Annotated in this window: 14 protein-coding genes; 9 read left to right on the top strand and 5 right to left on the bottom strand. The window is 39.1% G+C overall.

The genetic code is table 11. The annotated features are described in order from the left end of the window. Window positions 1–9: 9 nt before the first annotated feature. The 4 genes from D1013_RS06205 to D1013_RS06190 form a co-directional block, all read right to left on the bottom strand. Window positions 10–1,278, bottom strand: coding sequence for a sterol desaturase family protein (locus tag D1013_RS06205; RefSeq protein ID WP_121848043.1), 1,269 nt, complete (start codon window positions 1,276–1,278; stop codon window positions 10–12). Window positions 1,279–1,320: 42 nt separating this feature from the next. After that, the gene (locus tag D1013_RS06200) at window positions 1,321–1,908 is read right to left on the bottom strand and encodes a hypothetical protein (protein WP_121848042.1); all 588 of its coding nucleotides are present in this window, start codon (window positions 1,906–1,908) and stop codon (window positions 1,321–1,323) included. Between the two features lie 278 nt (window positions 1,909–2,186). Beyond that, window positions 2,187–2,756, bottom strand: a complete 570-nt coding sequence (locus D1013_RS06195; protein ID WP_162987819.1) for a TetR/AcrR family transcriptional regulator — start codon at window positions 2,754–2,756, stop codon at window positions 2,187–2,189. Between the two features lie 140 nt (window positions 2,757–2,896). Further along, window positions 2,897–5,527, bottom strand: a complete 2,631-nt coding sequence (locus D1013_RS06190; protein WP_121850629.1) for a valine--tRNA ligase — start codon at window positions 5,525–5,527, stop codon at window positions 2,897–2,899. 196 nt (window positions 5,528–5,723) lie between these two features. On the opposite strand from D1013_RS06190, the gene D1013_RS06185 reads away from it, so the two are divergent. Beyond that, window positions 5,724–6,110 carry a DUF1573 domain-containing protein gene (locus D1013_RS06185; RefSeq protein WP_121848040.1) on the top strand — a complete coding sequence of 129 codons (387 nt, stop codon included), beginning with the start codon at window positions 5,724–5,726 and terminating at the stop codon, window positions 6,108–6,110. A 50-nt stretch (window positions 6,111–6,160) separates the two neighbouring features. On the opposite strand, the gene D1013_RS06180 is transcribed toward D1013_RS06185, so the two are convergent. Next, window positions 6,161–7,489, bottom strand: a complete 1,329-nt coding sequence (locus D1013_RS06180; protein ID WP_225621497.1) for an aspartyl protease family protein — start codon at window positions 7,487–7,489, stop codon at window positions 6,161–6,163. A gap of 153 nt (window positions 7,490–7,642) precedes the next feature. Between D1013_RS06180 and D1013_RS06175 the strand changes: the two genes are divergently transcribed. The 8 genes from D1013_RS06175 to gap all read left to right on the top strand — a co-directional run bounded on the left by D1013_RS06175 (window position 7,643) and on the right by gap (window position 14,314). Continuing rightward, window positions 7,643–8,833 (top strand): pyridoxal phosphate-dependent aminotransferase, encoded by a 1,191-nt coding sequence (locus D1013_RS06175; RefSeq protein WP_121848039.1) that lies wholly within the window; start codon window positions 7,643–7,645, stop codon window positions 8,831–8,833. Continuing rightward, complete coding sequence (murB, locus tag D1013_RS06170) at window positions 8,833–9,849, top strand: UDP-N-acetylmuramate dehydrogenase (protein ID WP_121848038.1); 1,017 nt, start codon at window positions 8,833–8,835, stop codon at window positions 9,847–9,849. The genes D1013_RS06175 and murB overlap by 1 nt, the downstream gene beginning before the upstream one ends. Before the next feature lie 208 nt (window positions 9,850–10,057). Continuing rightward, on the top strand, window positions 10,058–10,621 hold the full coding sequence (locus tag D1013_RS06165) for an RNA polymerase sigma factor (RefSeq protein ID WP_121848037.1): 564 nt from the start codon (window positions 10,058–10,060) through the stop codon (window positions 10,619–10,621). A gap of 7 nt (window positions 10,622–10,628) precedes the next feature. Continuing rightward, window positions 10,629–11,387 (top strand): anti-sigma factor, encoded by a 759-nt coding sequence (locus tag D1013_RS06160; RefSeq protein ID WP_121848036.1) that lies wholly within the window; start codon window positions 10,629–10,631, stop codon window positions 11,385–11,387. An 87-nt stretch (window positions 11,388–11,474) separates the two neighbouring features. Continuing rightward, complete coding sequence (locus tag D1013_RS06155) at window positions 11,475–11,693, top strand: membrane or secreted protein (RefSeq protein ID WP_121848035.1); 219 nt, start codon at window positions 11,475–11,477, stop codon at window positions 11,691–11,693. 17 nt (window positions 11,694–11,710) lie between these two features. After that, window positions 11,711–12,265 (top strand): RNA polymerase sigma factor, encoded by a 555-nt coding sequence (locus D1013_RS06150; protein WP_121848034.1) that lies wholly within the window; start codon window positions 11,711–11,713, stop codon window positions 12,263–12,265. 118 nt (window positions 12,266–12,383) lie between these two features. Next, window positions 12,384–13,259, top strand: a complete 876-nt coding sequence (gene lipA / locus D1013_RS06145) for a lipoyl synthase (protein WP_121848033.1) — start codon at window positions 12,384–12,386, stop codon at window positions 13,257–13,259. A 44-nt stretch (window positions 13,260–13,303) separates the two neighbouring features. Beyond that, window positions 13,304–14,314 carry a type I glyceraldehyde-3-phosphate dehydrogenase gene (gene gap / locus D1013_RS06140; protein ID WP_121848032.1) on the top strand — a complete coding sequence of 337 codons (1,011 nt, stop codon included), beginning with the start codon at window positions 13,304–13,306 and terminating at the stop codon, window positions 14,312–14,314. The last annotated feature ends 46 nt before the right edge of the window (window positions 14,315–14,360 follow it).

Genomic DNA, 14,360 nt, shown 5'->3' with positions numbered 1-14,360 from the left:
AGGACAGACCTAGACGACCCAACCCTTACCGAAGGTTTTATTTTCAATGAAGGCGAAATAGACAGAGCATATTACAGTCACAAAAAAATAAGTCAAAACCAACCAACTACCAAATGAGAAAAATTGATTGATTCCGAACCAATCGCCATTAAAAGTCACAAACAAAATACCTACAATACCCCTAAATAGTTCTATATAAACACCATAGTTCAATTGATCCATAAGGCTGGTGTATCCATAGATACCAACAAATACAAAAGTGCCAAACAAGAGAAGACCACTAAAACCTATTGCCTCGAAATTATAGAACATAAACCATAGAAAGCATAAGGTCACTATTAACTGAAAGATAATATATGCCTTAAATGCCGGAGTTGAAGGTGTACTATATCTCTTAAAATTATAAACATCTTTTATCGTTTCGACGGGATATTTTGATTTTACGTCAGCAGGTCTCCAACCTGTTGGCATGAACCAAATTCTTAATTTGTCTTTCAGGCTCTTGGTACGCCAAGCATCTTGAACCAACCTATATAAATGTTGAAAATTGATTCTTATAGGGTTCCAGGTACGAGGTTGCTTTAGAACACCATATTGCGGAGGAACGTGATCTAATTCTTCTTGAAAAGTACCAAACCACCGATCCCAAACACATAAAACCTGACCTAAATTTTTATCTATATACTCAGGATTGATGGCGTGATGCACCCGGTGTTGCGATGGTGTTACCAAAACATACTCTAAGAAACCAAGCTTTCCGATATGTTGGGTATGATACCAAAATTGAGCAAACAAGTGTACGGGCGCTAAAATCGCAATTACCTCATTCGGTACCCCAAGAATAGCTGCTGGCAAAAGAAAAAGCGAAAAATAGCCTATAAGGTTTGATATGGGCTGTCTTAATGCACAAGCCAAGTTAAACTCTTCACTACTATGGTGAATTACGTGTTGATTCCAAAAAATATTGATTTTATGGCTTAACCTATGGTTCCAATAGCCTGCAAAGTCAATCGTCAGAAAGGCAATTAACCAGACCAACCAAGTTGATTCGAATTCGGTAATGGCCAAATGGTCACTTAAAAAAGGATAAGAAATGAGAACCAGACCAAGCCCTAGGGTATCTTTAATGATATTAGTAAAACCTGAACTGATACTTGCAACCGAATCAAGCACCTTGTGTTTTTGGTCTTTTTTAAAATAGCCGTAAGCTATTTCAATCAACAATAAAATGACAAAAAAAGGAATGGCGTACAATAAGGCCGTGGCATATGTTTCCAAACTTCAAGTTTTAAAATCAAGTTATCTATAGATATCACTCTTTTAATTGAAAGGACCGACCATTATATGTGCCCGAAAAGTACCTGGATCCATCAACCAAGGCATTCCTTTTTCGTGGGGCTTGGTCGGCAGTCCCGTAGATTTGGCTGTAGCGAAAGGCGTGTAAATTACATAGCGATATTGCCCATCACTTAATTCGCCCGTCTGTTTATCATAAGCATCGTCACTCCCGTAATAAACGTACATCATACTCGGTGCCAATGGCATCTGCCATTTGCCTGCAGAGACCTCAGCACCTTGAATTTCTCTTTTCTCCTTTGTATTCTTACCCTCTAAGGTCAACTCCCGACCTCTCTTCATAAAAGGCTCAAGTTCTTTGGAATAACACGCCACACTAATACCTTCAACTTTCGGGTCATCGCAAAGACAAATTAAATTGTTGGTACCCTCGCGCAACACCACCAACTCCCCTTTTGGCGAATAGCCATAAACCGTAGTTGTTTCTTTGTCCCCTTCTGGTACAGGAATCAAAGCGGTGGCTATCTGAACCTCTTTCGGCAAGATAGTTTGTTCTTGAGAACATAAAAATTGAACCGACCCTAAAACCAGTACTAAAAGAAGACTCCTCATTTGTTCGTGTTTCTTTTAAATATACAAAAAATGTAGGTTTCTGTGAGTGGAAGGAGATGATAGAATAAAAAGCAGAAACCCCTATGCGAACTGACTCGGGGGGAACATTATCAATAATCGCACAAACGGGGTTTCCATTAACTAAAGAAATACGGTCTTCGTTCCGAAAGACTCAGGGCAATAAACTTAATCCTAAAAACAAAAATTAAAAACTCTTAGAAAGTTGCGGTAAAGATAAGTTATAAATGAATATGTATTCACTAATAAATGTTAAAAAATCATGCTTTGATAGCATCCCAGCAAATAGTAAAGGTCTGTCTTATAATTTCTGGGGTTAAGCCTATATTTTTATAAACCAAGTGCCTGGCCAAATTGTCTACATAGCCATACATCAACGGCAGTAATATGTCGTTGCTTAAATCTTTTACTATCAGCTCTTCCTTTCCGGCATCAAGCAGTTTTAAGATGTGCAGGACAAACTCTCTATCCATCATCTTGGCATCATCACTTAAATAAGGAGAGTACCTAAACTCATGCATAAAGGCAACTTCGGCACTATTGGCCATCCTGAAATTAAGAACGTTCGACCAAATGTTGAACAGTTGTTGTTTGATGGGGAGGTGACTAATAGCAGGTAACAATGAGAGTGTACCCTCGGATATAAGCCTCTTGTAAAGGTCGTTCAGTAATTGCTCTTTACTATTAAAATAGACATAGAGCGTACCACTTGCAATATTCGCTTTGTCGGCTATAGCGGACATTGTCAGCTTATTAAGGCCTATCTCTTCGGTCAGCTCAATAGCAGAGTTGAATATGGCCTCAATCTTAGCATCATCTTTAAGTCTCACACAGCTAAGATAGCAATTTAACCGAATACACATTCATTAATATTCAGGCTTATTTAAAAATTAATGAGGAAACCTCAAGAATTTAACTAAAAGAGCAAGTGTATCAATGCATTAGCAAGACTTTTAAATACCAACCTTACTTATTCCAAATTCGCCAGACTTTTCTCTAATGTTTCGATTTTAGCTTCTGCGTCAGTTTGCTTTTTTCGCTCAATCTCAATTACTTTTTCCGGCGCATTGGCCACAAATCTCTCATTGGCCAATTTTTTCTGTACCGATTGCAAGAAACCTTTGGTGTATTTTAGTTCTTCCTTAATTTTCTTTATCTCTGCCTCGACATCTATTGCTTCCGCCATAGGAACGAAATACTCGTTACTTTTAACCCTAAATGATAATGACCCATCAACGGACGCATCTACATAGGAGAGTTCTGCAATATTGGTCAATTTGATGATTACCTCATCCCACATTTTTGAAGCATTCTCTTCGTTCAAAATGAACAGGTTTAAAGAATCTTTATTAGGAATGTTCTTTTCCTTACGGATATTACGAATACCTGATACCACTTCTGTAGCAAAATCAAATTCTTCGATTACACTCCTATCCACAGCAGACAATTTTGGCCATTCTGAAGCAATAAGCGCCTCTTCAGGTGAACGTTCTTTGATATGCTGCCAAACCTCTTCGGTCAAGAACGGCATAAAAGGATGTAATAATTTTAAATTCTGTTCGAAAAGAGCAATAACCTCATCAAAGGTAACGCGGTCGATAGGCTTTTGGTAATCCGGTTTTATAATCTCTAATAGCCAAGAGCTATAATCGTCCCAAACAAGTTTATAAATAGCCATTAAAGCATCTGAAATTCTGTATTTGCTAAAATGGTCTTCTATTTCGGCCAAAGTACTATTGAATTTCGCCTTGTACCATTCTATGCCCAATCGAGACGCTTCCGGTTGGGGAATATCGGCAATCTCCCATCCTTTTAAAAGTCTGAAACCATTCCAGATTTTATTGGCAAAATTTTTGCCCTGCTGGCATAAATCTTCATCGAACATAAGGTCGTTACCTGCTGCAGAACTTAACAAGAGACCTACCCTAACACCATCCGCGCCATAATTCTCAATCAATTGTAGGGCATCAGGAGAGTTACCCAACGATTTTGACATTTTGCGTCGCTGCTTGTCACGAACCAAACCGGTAAAATATACATTCTTAAAGGGTCGCTCATCACGGTATTCATATCCGGAAATAATCATTCGCGCCACCCAAAAGAATATAATATCGGGGCCTGTAACCAAATCACTGGTAGGATAATAATAATCGACCTCTTCATTATCCGGCTCAAGTATTCCGTTGAATACACTAATTGGCCATAGCCATGAAGAGAACCAAGTGTCCAATACATCTTCGTCTTGCCTCAAATCCTCAATGGTAAAGTCTGAATTGCCAGACTTCTCTTTTGCCAATTGCAAAGCTTCTTCGATAGTTTCTCCCACAACGAAGTCGTCTTGGCCATCACCAAAATAATATGCCGGTATTTGCTGACCCCACCATAATTGCCGCGAGATATTCCAATCGCGGATATTCTCCATCCAATGGCGGTAAGTATTTTCAAACTTTTTAGGAAAGAACTTCACCTCTTCGGTTTCAAGTACCGCTTTCAAAGCAGGCTTTACCAGTTCTTCCATTTTAAGAAACCATTGATCGCTAAGACGTGGTTCTATAACCGCTTTGGTACGCTCAGAGGTACCCACCTTATTTACATAGTTTTCCTTTTTAAGCAGAAAACCTTTTTCTTCAAGCTCTTTTGATATCTCTTTGCGTACTAGGAATCGGTCTTTTCCTTGGTAATGAAGACCGAAAGAGTTTAAGGTCGCATTCGCATTAAAAATATCGATGGTTTCAAGATTATGCTTTTCACCCAAGGCCTTATCGTTGACATCATGGGCCGGGGTTATTTTTAAACAACCGGTACCAAACTCGATATCGACATACTCATCTTCTATGATGGGAATGACTCTATTACAGATAGGCACTATCGCTTTTTTGCCTTTCAAATGCTTATAGCGTTCATCGTTTGGGTTGATACAAATTGCCGTGTCGCCCAAAATGGTTTCCGGTCTTGTCGTAGCAATGGTCACCTTTTCATCACTACCCTCAATTGCATAATTTAGATAATAAAGTAAGCCTTGTCTTTCTTCATAAATAACTTCTTCGTCGGAAAGAGTTGTCAAAGCCTCTGGATCCCAGTTGACCATTCGGTGACCCCGATAGATCAATCCTTTTTTATAAAGATCCACGAATACCTTGATGACCGATTTGTACATATCGTCATCCATTGTAAATTTGGTACGGTTCCAATCACATGAACAGCCCAATTTTTTAAGCTGTTCCAAAATTACCCCACCGTATTCGTTCGTCCAATCCCAAGCGTGCTTCAAGAATTCATCACGGCTCAAATCGGTTTTCTCTACACCTTCAGCCTTTAATTTGGCAACCACTTTTGCTTCGGTTGCGATACTGGCATGATCCATTCCCGGAACCCAGCAAGCATTCTTGCCCATCAGCCTAGCCCTTCTAATCAAAACGTCTTGCAGCGTGTTATTAAGCATATGCCCCATATGCAATACGCCTGTTACGTTTGGGGGAGGTATAACTATGGTATACGGTTCTCTATTATCAGGTGTTGATGAGAAGTAATTATGCTGCATCCAATAGTCGTACCAGTGGTTTTCCGCTTTGCGCGGATCATATTTTGAAGGGATTTCCATATTTTTGGAACGGTTTTTGACTGAAAAGTGTCGGTCAAAAAGAAAGACCGCTATAGAAGTTTCATTGTTAATAAATATGGGCAATTTTGCCCTTTTTGAAATACGAAACAAAAATAAGTAACGTTAACTGATAACAAAAGAATTTTGGAGGTTCATCTGAAAAGATTTATTTTTGAGATTCCCTAAATTTAAAAAGATGAAAAAAATAGTACTTGTATTATTTGTCGGCCTCATGGGCTTAACTCTAACCGCCCAAGAAAAAGCCGCTAAAATCGAATTTAAGACGGAGACCGTAGACTACGGAGAGATAGCCAAAGGTTCTGATGGTGTAAGAGTTTTTGAATTCACCAATACCGGTGAATCTCCTTTGATCATTAGCAAGGTAAGCTCTAGCTGCGGATGCACTATACCAAAGAAACCGGAAGAGCCAATTTTACCAGGAAAAACTGGTGAAATTCAAGTTAAATATGATACCAACCGCGTAGGACCGATTAGAAAGGCCATTACGGTCATTTCCAATGCCGATACACCTACTAAGGTTTTAAAAATTAAAGGAGAGGTTAAGGCTACCGAAGGCAAGTAACCTTCAAATCAACAATAAAATAAAAAACCCTGATTAAAAATCAGGGTTTTTTATTTCAGCACATTTTTAAGAACGAAGGTAAAAAGCAAATCAGAATTATACCTACCTACCAAGAGCTTGATTCGCTTTCCTTCCTTATCGTTCAACATATTCATGACCTGCTGTAGTTTGTAGCGGTGTATTCGTTTACCATTTACCGCAAGTACCACATCGCCCTCTCTTAGACCGGCCTCATGAGCAGGGCTACCTGTTCGAATTGCGGAGATAACTATTTCCGGCACCAAACTTAATTTGGCCTGTGATTCAAAAAGCAACTGCACATCTCCAAAGCTTTTTTCCTCATTTCTCACCACACCTCTAGAATCAGCAATGCTTTCAGCAATGTAACGCATACCATTATGCTGAAGATCTAAGCCACTGAGATTATATTGAAAAGGTCGCTCGAAATACTTATTTTTCTTAAAGATGACCTTACCCCTACTATAGTCAAAAACCACGTTAAAACGCTTAAGAACCTCCCCTCCAAGACTTCCATTTCTGCTACCCAAACTTGTTAGAGAACTAAAAGATTTTTTATCAGGAAAGGCTGCCTTGGCATTTTTAATAGAGAAAGAACCGATGTCCAAACCATCGATCTTGGTGCGTTTTCCGTAAACTTCGCCGTTCAAACCTTTTCCCAAAAACACCTCATAGTTTTTTTCTGGTACACTGATTTGATCATCTTCAAACAACCAGATAGAATCGCTACTACCGGTATCGACCAATAAGGTCACCGGAAAATCTTCTAAATTATTTAGATGGACGTTCCCTTCCAAAAAGGCCTTCTTTTTATTGATTTCCAATGGTAAGGTCTGGGCGGTTCTATCTTTTCGATACTTATAAGTTTCGGGGCGAAAAAACTTAATTACCTTTCTACTGTAGTTGATATCCACCACAAAATCGCGAAAAAGCTCGTAACCCATGATGCCGTGAATGGTCATGCCAACCATTGGCGAAAGGTTAATGCTTTTGTCCATCACCACATATAACCGTTGGTCTAAGTTGGTAATATTATTGAGTCTAAAAGTATTGTTTTTTGAACTCAAGGCCTTAATGGGCTCTCCATGCCCCACCCCTCTTATTGTTATTTCAGAGACATTATTTATTTGAAGGGAATCTAAATCTGAAATGTTAAAGAGAATAGGCTGGCTCACCCCCGAATCCAACAAAAAATTAAGCTTTGACCCATTAACTTCAATTGGCAATACGATAAGATTGTTCACCAACTCGAACCTTAGCTTTTCAGAATCCTTACTTTTTGGCAAATCGAACTGTTGTGCCTCAGCGAAAAAGGGCAGCAGAGCTATAAAAATGATAATATGTAGAAGGGAACGATTCAACTTTCTTCAAATTAAACCTTCAATTCTTATCAATTTACAAATATTTATGACTCCCTGCCTAAATTTTAACAATCTAGATAACAATCAAATACCAGCCGCTATTTTAGTTTTATCGAATTGGATTTAGCACTTTTGTCAAAAATTTCATTTTTTATGCCGTCAGTATCAGAGAAAGGGCGCTTAATGCCGCAATCACCGATTAGAAAACTAGTTCCTTTTGCCGAAGAAGCGAAAAAGAGGGGAGTTAATGTAATTCATTTGAACATTGGCCAACCAGACATTAAAACACCTCAAGTAGCTCTAGATGCCGTTAAAAACAACAACCTTGAGATTGTCGAGTACAGCAGAACCGAGGGATCAGAAGAATACCGTCAAAAATTGGCAGGTTACTACGCCAAAAATGATATTTCGGTAACAGCACAAGATATCATCGTTACCACAGGTGGATCTGAGGCCTTATCGTTCACTATTGGCAGTATTACCGATTTTGGTGACGAAATAATCGTTCCTGAACCTTTTTATGCGAACTATAATGGTTTTGCCACAGCAGCGGGCGTGAACGTGGTTCCCATAGTTTCGAGTATTGAGAACAACTTTGCCTTACCCCCTATTTCTGAGTTTGAAAAACTGATTACAGATAGAACCAAGGCCATTTTAATTTGCAACCCGGGCAACCCAACAGGTTACCTTTATACACCTGAAGAAATCGGCCAACTGGCCGAGATTGTCAAGAAGCATGATATTTTTCTAATATCAGACGAAGTGTACAGAGAGTTTACCTATGATGGACGAAAACATTACTCCATTCTTCAAGAAAACGGATTAGAGCAGAATGCCATCATAGTCGACTCCGTTTCAAAGAGGTACAGCATGTGTGGCGCCAGAATTGGTTGTATGGTCAGTAAAAATAAAGAAGTTGTAAGAACCGCCATAAAATTCGCGCAAGCGAGGTTATCGCCGCCGACATTCGCACAAATTGCAAGCGAAGCCGCATTGGACACACCTCAAAGCTACTTCGAAGAGGTGAAAGAGGAATACTTAGGAAGAAGAGACTTATTGATTGCTGAATTGTCAAAAATTGATGGTGTAAAAATTGGCAGGCCGCAAGGTGCTTTTTACTGTATTGCAGAGTTACCGGTATCGGATACCGATCATTTCGCACAATGGTTGTTGAGCGATTTTAATGTGGATGGCGAAACTGTCATGGTTGCCCCGGCAGCTGGCTTCTATGCTAGCGAAGGGTACGGCAAGAACCAAGTACGAATTGCTTATGTATTGGAAAAAGAGAGCTTAAAAAGGGCCGTGAGCATACTAAAGCAGGCCTTAAATAGTTATAAAGGCTAATGGATATCAAGTCAAATACCTCTCTTAAGACATACAACACTTTCGGCATTGATGTAAGGGCAAAATACTTCTATGAAATAAACCACATTGCAGATTTAAAGCAAGCCCTACAATTAAAAGAACACCCACATAAGTTTATTATCAGCGGTGGCAGTAATATGCTGCTTACCAAAGATATTGACGCTCTTGTGTTACATATCAATCTCAAGGGGATTGAAGTCGTCGACCAAAACAACGAAACCGTTCAAATAAAGGTAATGGCAGGTGAAAATTGGCATGACATGGTCATGTGGACATTAGAACAAGGCTATGGAGGGTTGGAAAACATGTCATTAATACCCGGAAATACCGGCACGGCGCCCATACAGAATATTGGCGCTTATGGGGTTGAGTTAAAAGACGTAATGGTTAGCTGTGAAGCTATGCGAATCAGTGACCAACAACTGAAGAACTTCACTAATGCCGAATGCCAATTTGGGTATAGAGATTCATTTTTTAAAAACGAAGGAAAAGGTAAGTTCATCATCACTTCTGTCATATTTGAACTAACTAAAAAAGGACATAAGAAAAATACTTCTTATGGAGCCATTGAGGCAAAATTGAATGAGCGGCAAATTGTCGAGCCTTCTATAAAAGACATTTCAGATGCTGTAATAGCAATCAGAAGAGAAAAACTACCCGACCCAACAGTTTTAGGTAATAGCGGCAGTTTTTTTAAAAATCCAGTGGTGAATGAATCTACTTTTAAAAAGTTTATCGAAAAAAACTCCAAAGCACCTTTTTATCAAGTAAGCGAACATGAATACAAAATACCTGCGGGTTGGTTGATCGAGCAAAGTGGATTTAAAGGAAAAAGATTTGGCGATGCAGGTGTGCATAAAAACCAAGCATTGGTTTTGGTGAACCATGGTCATGCCACTGGCGTAGATATCTTAAAACTTGCCTATCGCATTATAGAAGAGGTAGATAAAAACTTCGGCATAAAGATTGAACCTGAGGTTAATATCATAAAATAACCCCCAAAGAAAGCTCTTCAGGGGTTATACCAAACCAAACTAACCAAAAATTAAATGTGCAGTTACCAAGTGCACATTTATTCATTAATATTTTCACAAAACGCCTATATAACAATCAATTTTATAATTTAGCGTTTCAACATATACGGACTAAACTACCCGGTTGGATGCCCAAAAATCAAATTTTTTTTGAGACCTACCAAAATTTATGAGCACCTTACTTGAGAAACACATTGTAGAATTGCTTCAAGAGCGTAATGAAAAGGCCATTTCTTTACTGTATGAGCATTACGGAGACACCTTGTTAGGGGTTGCTAACAAGGTAGTTAGAAACGAAGAACTTGCCCAAGACGTACTTCAGGAGAGTTTTGTAAAAATTTGGAAAAAATCTGATTCATACGATGCTTCAAAAGCAAAACTTTTTACGTGGCTTTTTCGAATAACCAGAAATACGGCCATCGATAAATTAAGAAGTGTCAATACAAAATCAGATAAAGAAATCCAAATTGATGTTTCAGACGTATATAATTTGGGCGTCAATAGTACTAGACCAGAGTTCATGGACGTTCGAGAGAATCTTGACAAGATTGAGCCAAAATATCAAATTGTGTTAGATGCCTTATTTTTTCAAGGCATGACACAACAAGAGGCGAGCGATGAACTTGATATACCCCTGGGAACCATCAAGTCTAGATTAAAAATTGGACTGAGAGAACTTAGAAAAATTTATGGTCCTACGATGATTTTAGTCCTATCGATGAATATGATATAACAACATCATGAAAGAGAAAATAAAACAGTTTTTAGATTCGGATATACTTGAAAAGTACCTGATTGGAAATGCAACCCAAGAAGAGACCTTACAAGCCGAACGTTATATTGCCATGTACCCTGAAGTGCGTGATGCCTATAACGAACTACAGGAAAATTTGGAGACCTACTCCAAGCTATTTGCCGTAAAGGCGCCCGATGCCCTTAAAGACGAAATAATAAAAAAGGTAAGAAGAGAGCATGTCGGGAGAAAAAAGTACTACAGGTTGGCCGTAGCCGCAACCATAGCTATTCTAATGTCTTTCGGCGCGAGCTTTTTCTTTTGGGACCAAAACCAGAGTCTTCAAGAAGAGAATGCTATCGTGAACAACAAGATCGATAATCTTGAGGAAACGATGAGAGCTCAATTAGAAGATGTTCGCAACCAGTTCATTGTTCTTCAAAACCCTGAAACCAAAAAAGTTAGTGTTAAGGGCAATAAGAAGGCAAAAGAATTGAAAGCAGTTGCTTACATCAATCCCGTTAAACGACTTTCTTACATTAATGTGAGCAAATTACCTAATCTACCGGAAGACCAATGTTACCAGATGTGGGCAGAGGTTAACGGTGAAATGGTGAATCTTGGTATAATTCACGAAGCCGATAGCCAAGAAAAATTATTGGCACTGCCTTATGCAGATAAAGCTATAAGCTACATTACTATTGAACCGAAGGGCGGTAACAATACCCCGACGGTAGAAAACATCGTAGCCAATCTCGCTTACTAGAAATCAACTTTAAACACTTATATATCCAAAGCCTCGAGACTTTTGTTTCGGGGCTTATTTTGTATCTTTGCATAAAAGATATCTGATATGAAGTTGATATTGCTTACCGTAGCTTTGATGGCGGTTGCATTCGCCGGAATCGCCATAAAAATTTGGGCAAAAAAAGATGGAAAATTTGCCGGAACTTGTGCAAGCCAAAGTCCGTTTTTAAATAAAGATGGCGAAGCTTGTAGCATGTGCGGTAAAATGCCCGATGAGCAAGATTGCCGAAAAGAAGATTCGTCTAAACTTCAAACACAAATTTAACCTAACAACCCCCGCTATTGGCAGAAGCTGAAGATATCCAAAGCACTATTAAAAAAGCCCTCTCGGGCAATCAGATTGCCTATAGCTCATTGCTCGATAGATTTTGGAACGGTGTTTACGGTTTTCAGTTAAAACGTACCGAAAACGAGAACGATGCCGAAGACATTACCATACAGACTTTCTCAAAGGCATTTGACAAACTGCACACTTACGACAATAATTATGAATTTAAGACTTGGTTAATAGCCATTTCAAAGAATATTCACGTCGACCTCATCAGAAAGCGTAAGAAAAGTGTCGAAATTGGGGAAAATCAAGATTCCGTAAAGAAAGTATTGGATGATGCTCCTTCTGCCGAAGATCTTTTGATAACCGAACAGAATTTAGCCAACCTTTTACTTCACATTAAAAAACTTAAACCCCATTATCAAGAAGTTATCAATCTTAGGTACTTCAAAGAGCTAAGTTATGCAGACATTGCCGAAGAGCTCAATGAACCCATCAACAATGTAAAAGTAAAACTTCTAAGGGCGAAAAAATTATTGGCCCAAGTAATTAAGGGCACGAAATAGATCATTGTCCATATTAAAAATTTCAAGTTTTGAAAATGACGGTATGGAAACTCTTCAAATCGGCGAGTTACCTTAAATGGATTTAATAGTTCGTATATTTGTATAAAATTAGTTAAACATGAGTACAGAGACCGTAGCAAGTGTAGCACCCCCAAAAGGAAAGCCGAAATGGCTCAGGGTCAAACTTCCCACGGGAAAAAAATATACACAATTAAGAGGGCTGGTAGATAAATATGACCTTCATACCATTTGTACTTCCGGTAGTTGCCCCAATATGGGCGAATGCTGGGGAGAAGGTACTGCCACCTTTATGATTTTAGGTAACGTTTGTACCCGGTCATGTGGTTTCTGCGGGGTGAAGACAGGAAGACCCTCGACAGTCGATTGGGCAGAGCCTGAAAAAGTAGCCCGTTCCATTAAGATAATGGGCATCAAACATGCGGTAGTTACATCGGTCGACAGAGATGATTTAAAAGATATGGGATCTATCATTTGGGCAGAAACCGTAAAGGCTATCAGACGAATGAACCCCGAAACGACCTTAGAAACCCTAATTCCCGATTTTCAGGGAATTGAAAGGCATTTAGACCGAATCGTCAAGGTAGCCCCTGAAGTAGTTTCCCATAATATGGAAACCGTTAAAAGACTTACTCGAGAGGTACGAATACAGGCCAAGTACGAGCGTAGCCTTGAAGTTCTGCGTTATCTAAAGGACAGCGGGGCTAACAGAACGAAGTCGGGTATAATGCTAGGTTTGGGAGAGTTGGAGGAAGAGGTCATTGAAACGATGGAAGATTTGAGAAATGCAAAAGTTGATGTAGTTACCATCGGCCAGTATTTGCAGCCTTCGAAAAAGCATCTTCCGGTGAAAGAATTCATTCTTCCCGAACAGTTTAAAAAATATGAAGAGCTTGGCCTCAAAATGGGCTTTAGGCATGTAGAGAGTGGCGCCCTGGTACGCTCATCGTACAAAGCTCACAAACATATTCATTAAAAAAGATGAGGGTCTGATTAATAGACCCCATTTCTCAATATTCAATGAAAACAACCAAAATTGGTATAAATGGGTTCGGTCGTATCGGTCGAACCCTCTTCCGTTTATTACAAAACCAATCGAATCTTGAGGTAGTCGCAATAAACGATTTGGCAGATGCCCGAACTTTATCGCACTTACTTAAATTCGATAGCATACATGGCATTTTTGAACCTGAGGTTACGTACCGTGACCGAACTATCGTTGTAGAAGGCCATGAAATTATTCTTTTCAATGAAAGCTCTCCAGAAAACATAGATTGGTCCGCCTATGATGTAGATGTTGTTGTTGAATGTTCAGGAAAGTTCAAGACCCGAGATACGCTACAACACCATATTACCAACGGTGCCAAAAAAGTAATCCTTTCGGTTCCTCCAGCTGAAGATGATATACCCTTGGTAGTATTGGGAGTAAACGAATCAATCATACAGGAAGGAGACGATATTATTTCCAATGCCTCTTGTACCACCAATAACGCAGCTCCTATGATAAAGGTCATAGATGAGCTTTGCGGCATTGAACAGGCCTACATTACCACTGTGCATTCATACACTAGTGATCAAAGTCTTCACGACCGACCTCATTCAGATTTACGCAGGGCAAGAGCTGCCGGTCAATCAATCGTGCCGACTACCACAGGTGCTGCCAAGGCTTTGACTAAAATATTCCCGCATTTATCGGATGTTATAGGTGGGTGCGGTATACGCGTACCAGTACCCAATGGCTCACTTACAGACATCACTTTCAATGTAAAACGACAAACCAGTATAGAAGAAGTAAATTCATCTTTCAGAAAAAATTCGCTCAATGAATTGAAAAACATACTTTTATACAGCGAAAACCCATTGGTGTCAATTGACATAAACAATAGTTGTCATTCTTGTACGTTTGATTCAGAGATGACTTCTGTAATTGGAAAGATGGTGAAGATAATCGGTTGGTACGATAATGAAACCGGTTATAGCAGTAGAATTGTAGATTTAATTCAATTACTGAGAAGCAAAAATTACATTTGACAATAGATTTCAAACATATAAAATACTACAACATAGTAGTTATTCT

The sequence above is a fragment of the Euzebyella marina genome (assembly GCF_003687485.1).
In the GTDB taxonomy this organism is placed as follows: Bacteria; Bacteroidota; Bacteroidia; order Flavobacteriales; family Flavobacteriaceae; genus Euzebyella; species Euzebyella marina.
Note: the sequence above shows the minus strand (reverse complement) of the source record. Positions and strands in the feature narration are given on the sequence as shown.

Excerpts from the sequence above, each read along its gene's own strand:
- murB (WP_121848038.1), top strand. The coding sequence starts at position 8,833 with ATGGATATCAAGTCAAATACCTCTCTTAAGACATACAACACTTTCGGC.
- D1013_RS06165 (WP_121848037.1), top strand. The coding sequence starts at position 10,058 with ATGAGCACCTTACTTGAGAAACACATTGTAGAATTGCTTCAAGAGCGT.
- D1013_RS06155 (WP_121848035.1), top strand. The coding sequence starts at position 11,475 with ATGAAGTTGATATTGCTTACCGTAGCTTTGATGGCGGTTGCATTCGCC.
- lipA (WP_121848033.1), top strand. The coding sequence starts at position 12,384 with ATGAGTACAGAGACCGTAGCAAGTGTAGCACCCCCAAAAGGAAAGCCG.
- gap (WP_121848032.1), top strand. The coding sequence starts at position 13,304 with ATGAAAACAACCAAAATTGGTATAAATGGGTTCGGTCGTATCGGTCGA.
- D1013_RS06175 (WP_121848039.1), top strand. The coding sequence starts at position 7,643 with ATGCCGTCAGTATCAGAGAAAGGGCGCTTAATGCCGCAATCACCGATT.
- D1013_RS06190 (WP_121850629.1), bottom strand. The coding sequence starts at position 5,527 with ATGGAAATCCCTTCAAAATATGATCCGCGCAAAGCGGAAAACCACTGG.
- D1013_RS06160 (WP_121848036.1), top strand. The coding sequence starts at position 10,629 with ATGAAAGAGAAAATAAAACAGTTTTTAGATTCGGATATACTTGAAAAG.
- D1013_RS06185 (WP_121848040.1), top strand. The coding sequence starts at position 5,724 with ATGAAAAAAATAGTACTTGTATTATTTGTCGGCCTCATGGGCTTAACT.
- D1013_RS06200 (WP_121848042.1), bottom strand. The coding sequence starts at position 1,908 with ATGAGGAGTCTTCTTTTAGTACTGGTTTTAGGGTCGGTTCAATTTTTA.